General features: G+C 44.6%; 3 protein-coding genes. All 3 read right to left on the reverse strand.

Translation table 11 applies throughout. The features are described from left to right. Positions 1-376: 376 nt before the first annotated feature. Genes VN105_RS16150 through VN105_RS16160 form a run of 3 tightly spaced genes read right to left on the reverse strand, consistent with a single transcriptional unit; the run spans position 377 to position 3,496 of the window. Positions 377-1,132: a LytR/AlgR family response regulator transcription factor gene (locus tag VN105_RS16150; RefSeq protein ID WP_325642562.1), complete on the reverse strand. Its 756-nt coding sequence runs from the start codon at positions 1,130-1,132 to the stop codon at positions 377-379. A gap of 28 nt (positions 1,133-1,160) precedes the next feature. Further along, entirely contained in the window at positions 1,161-3,245 is a 2,085-nt protein-coding gene (locus VN105_RS16155; RefSeq protein ID WP_325642563.1) for a histidine kinase, read from the reverse strand. A 20-nt stretch (positions 3,246-3,265) separates the two neighbouring features. Continuing rightward, positions 3,266-3,496 carry a 4a-hydroxytetrahydrobiopterin dehydratase gene (locus VN105_RS16160; RefSeq protein ID WP_142684778.1) on the reverse strand — a complete coding sequence of 77 codons (231 nt, stop codon included), beginning with the start codon at positions 3,494-3,496 and terminating at the stop codon, positions 3,266-3,268. Between the last annotated feature and the right edge of the window lie 124 nt (positions 3,497-3,620).

Here is a 3,620-nt window from a genome sequence, read left to right on the forward strand (position 1 = left end):
CCTTTGGAAATTTCCAGATCCCTGGCTATCTCCTCCATGGTAGTTTTAATTAACCCAAACCGCTTGAAGCGTTTTAATGCCGCCTCCAGAATCATCGTTCGTTTCAGGTCCTGTTCTGCCATAGTGTAGGTGCAAACAAAACTGACTGTTTGACTATTTCGTTTTGCGGGTCAAATGTACGACCAAAACTAAAACCACCAAATTTTTTGTTAAGAAATTGTTACGTATCCTCCGCGCAACCCGTTAAAAAGAGAGCAAAGGCATGGAAATAGTTACACGTTCACAAAAACGTTGGCAAATTGTTAACTGAATCAAAAACATCTACCCGGAAAAATTGAAAATGTATAATTACCGCTAATGGATACACGAAACTGTGTCAGGAATGATGCGCCATTTTGTGCAATAAATCGCGCTGCCGTTTTTCACTGATATCCAATGTGGTACCGCTTTTTAGCACTACTTTACCGGAAGGGCCATCCACACGGCTGATGTTGGATATCTGTATCATTTGGTTGTTATTGATCTGGTAAAACTGAAGGGAGGCAAACAAATCAGCGTAGTAACGGAACGACTGTACAGCGGTGATCAGCTTACCTGAGCTTAGCATGAACAGGCAGTTATCCCCTTTAATCTCCAGGTATTCAATGGCAGGAATATTAATTGTATGTGCCTCCCCGTTAGTAGCAGGGATCAACAGCTGCCAGGCTACAGGCTTACTGTTATTGAAATTTTCCAGCAACACCCGGTAGCGGTCTTTACTGCCGCCGGTATTAATCCGTTCTGTCATTAAAGTCACTGCCTGCAGCAGGCTTTCTTTGTCAATAGGCTTTAGTATCAGTTCTACATCACTGAAACGGATCACATGAAGGAATTTTTTTTCAAATGCGGTAACGAACACCGCTTCAAAAGGAATATCTGGCAAGGTGCCGGCCAGTACATCAAAGCCGGTACCATCGGGCATTTCAAGATCAAGAAATACCAACTCCGGGCGATGTGTCCTTATTTTTTCTATGCCATCCGCACAATCGGAGGCCATATCAGCAATGGTAACTTCGGGGCAGTATTTACCAAGCATCAGGGCAATGATATCCCGGCTGTTTCTTTCATCGTCTATTATAATGGCCTTTATCATAAAAAGTAACATTAACGGATATACTAACTTATAACTGGGGGATCAGTATCTTAACTATCGTGCCGCTACCCGATTCATCTTCAGATGATCTGTCAATAATTTCTATATGAATTTCTGTGTTATACATTTTGTTCAGTAACTCAGCGCGGTTCTGGCTTATTTCCATACCGGACGACTGATGATGCTTTGGCAGCATACGCAGCGACTTGGAACGGGCAATACCAATGCCGTTATCAGCTATTACGCACTCCAGCATATCTGAGGCCACCTGGTTAAAATAAATGGAAAGCTTACCTGTTGGCTGTTGGGGGTTCGTCATACCATGCTTCACAGCATTTTCAACATAAGGTTGCAACAGCATTGCGGGAATTTCCAGTTCGGCGGTGGCAATTACGGGGTCTACTACTATTTCATACTCCATCCGGTTTTCAAACCGCATCTTTTCCAGTCCAAGATAAGTATTCAGATAGGTAATTTCATCAGCCAGGGATATAAAATTACGCCGGGAAAAATCCAGCGTTTTACGGATCAGGTAAGAAAAGTCGGAAAGATATTTCTGCGCATACTCATAATCACGCTGCATTACAAACAGTTGAATCGAATTCAGGCAGTTGAAAATGAAATGAGGGTTGATTTGTGCACGGATAGCCTTCAGCTCAATTTCTGTTAGCTTTTTATCGTATTCCGTTTCCAGTTGCTTTTTCCGCTGCTCTTCCAGCTCTTGCTTTTTGCGCAGGATCTCAGTGGTTTGTTCTTTTACCAGTTCTTCGAGTTGCTCATTCAGCTTGCGTTGCAGCTCCTTGTTTTTATTCAGCTGTTTGATCAGCAGCTCCTGGGTACGGGTTCTTTCCAGGTGTACCAGCTTATTGCGATAGCTTAATCCGGCAAGGAAAAACATGGCCTGCAGCAGCACGCCGCCTATCAGCAGTATAGTAGGGGCTGCCAGCTCACCCAGGGCACTGAGTAATCCCAGTGGCCGCACATGCATCAGGAAGGAGCCCAGGCATGCCAGGTATAAACATACCGATCCGTATAAGAAGAACCGCACCAGCGGATGATGCCGGGAGCGCCGCGCCAGTGCCACAAATACGGCCAGCAGGGGTACCAGCGTTACAAAATACACATAGCTGTATATAATAGTGGGCATCTGGTACTGGCCTATTCTGATAAAATACAGGCATAAAATAATCAGTCCGCCTACAATCGCCGCCACCCAGGTAAAGGCTCTTTCCATAAAAGGATACCGCTCTGTAAGATTAAGGAAAGCATTGCCAAACAGGAGATACATCAGGTAAAAGCAAAACAGCAAACCCGGAATATCCCAGTAGTATTTCAACATCGGCCAGCGGTGGAAAAAAGACAACTGGTAGGGTTTATCTTCCAGTCGCAGGGCAAAAAAGAAGATCAATCCCAGTATGTAGGCCGCAAAGTAGATATACGACTTGTCGGGCAGCTGGATATAGTTGATAACGGAAATACTGAAAAATACCAGGAGCATACCCAGCAATACCTGGATCACTACTGCCTCTTTGCGGAAGCCGCTCAGTTGTTGGTCCCTGAATGCGCTGTAGGCCTCGGTACTGAAAAGCGCGGGCATCAAGGGACCTTCATTGTAAGATTTATTGATAATGTGCAGGTAAAACGTGCGTACCTCTTCCGCAGGAACCTGTACCGCAAAGGCATAGTGGCCCCATCTTTCTACTCCGCCGTTATCCAGCATCAATCCCGTTTGCATCAGTGGCCGGGGCTTGTCGCCGGGCGATTGTGCGTACCAGTACATATAGTCGTGCCAGCCGGAAAAAAGGTGGCAGGACAACGCTTTGTTGCTTTGGTTTTTTATGGTAAGCCGCAACCAGCAATTATTTACCCGCCCGTTATTTTTAGGATTATTATGAAAGATGCTTTCCTGCCGGGTAAAAGGCATGGCAGCAGCCTGCTCGGGTGTGAGAGGTTGCTGATCAGCAGTCAGTACGTATATAAAAGGCCGGAGATCCAGGTTCGCAGGAGCGAAAGCGGTATCGGCTATCAGTGTGTCTACTGGGGTATGATCAACATTGGCAAAGGATCCTGCAGTGTAACAATACAACAGCAGCATTAGAATAATGCGCTTCACAAAGTGTAATATGAGTTTGGTTATAACAATTTGTCAATAGCTTTTGCCATTGCTTCATCTTTGGCGGTGATGATATCACCGGCATCGTGTGTGCACAGGAATATTTCCACTTTATTATAAATGTTGCTCCAGTTGGGATGGTGGTCCATTTTTTCTGCAATCAGTGCAACTTTGGTCATAAACGCAAATGCATCCCGAAAATCTTTGAATTCAAAAGCCCGGTAAAGCTGTTTATTTCTTTCTTCCCACATAAAAAATCAGGAATTTAAAAGTAAAACATCGGGGTCTGTCATGGAATCTGGTCAAAATATTACCGCTGATGCGTAGTGCCTGTCCTAAAAAATAAGGTTCATCTTATTTTTGATATCTCTGATA

The sequence above is a fragment of the Chitinophaga sp. genome, assembly GCF_035564935.1.
In the GTDB taxonomy this organism is placed as follows: domain Bacteria; phylum Bacteroidota; class Bacteroidia; order Chitinophagales; family Chitinophagaceae; genus Chitinophaga.

Coding starts and splice junctions, on each gene's coding strand:
- VN105_RS16150 (WP_325642562.1), bottom strand. CDS start 1,132: ATGATAAAGGCCATTATAATAGACGATGAAAGAAACAGCCGGGATATC.
- VN105_RS16160 (WP_142684778.1), bottom strand. CDS start 3,496: ATGTGGGAAGAAAGAAATAAACAGCTTTACCGGGCTTTTGAATTCAAA.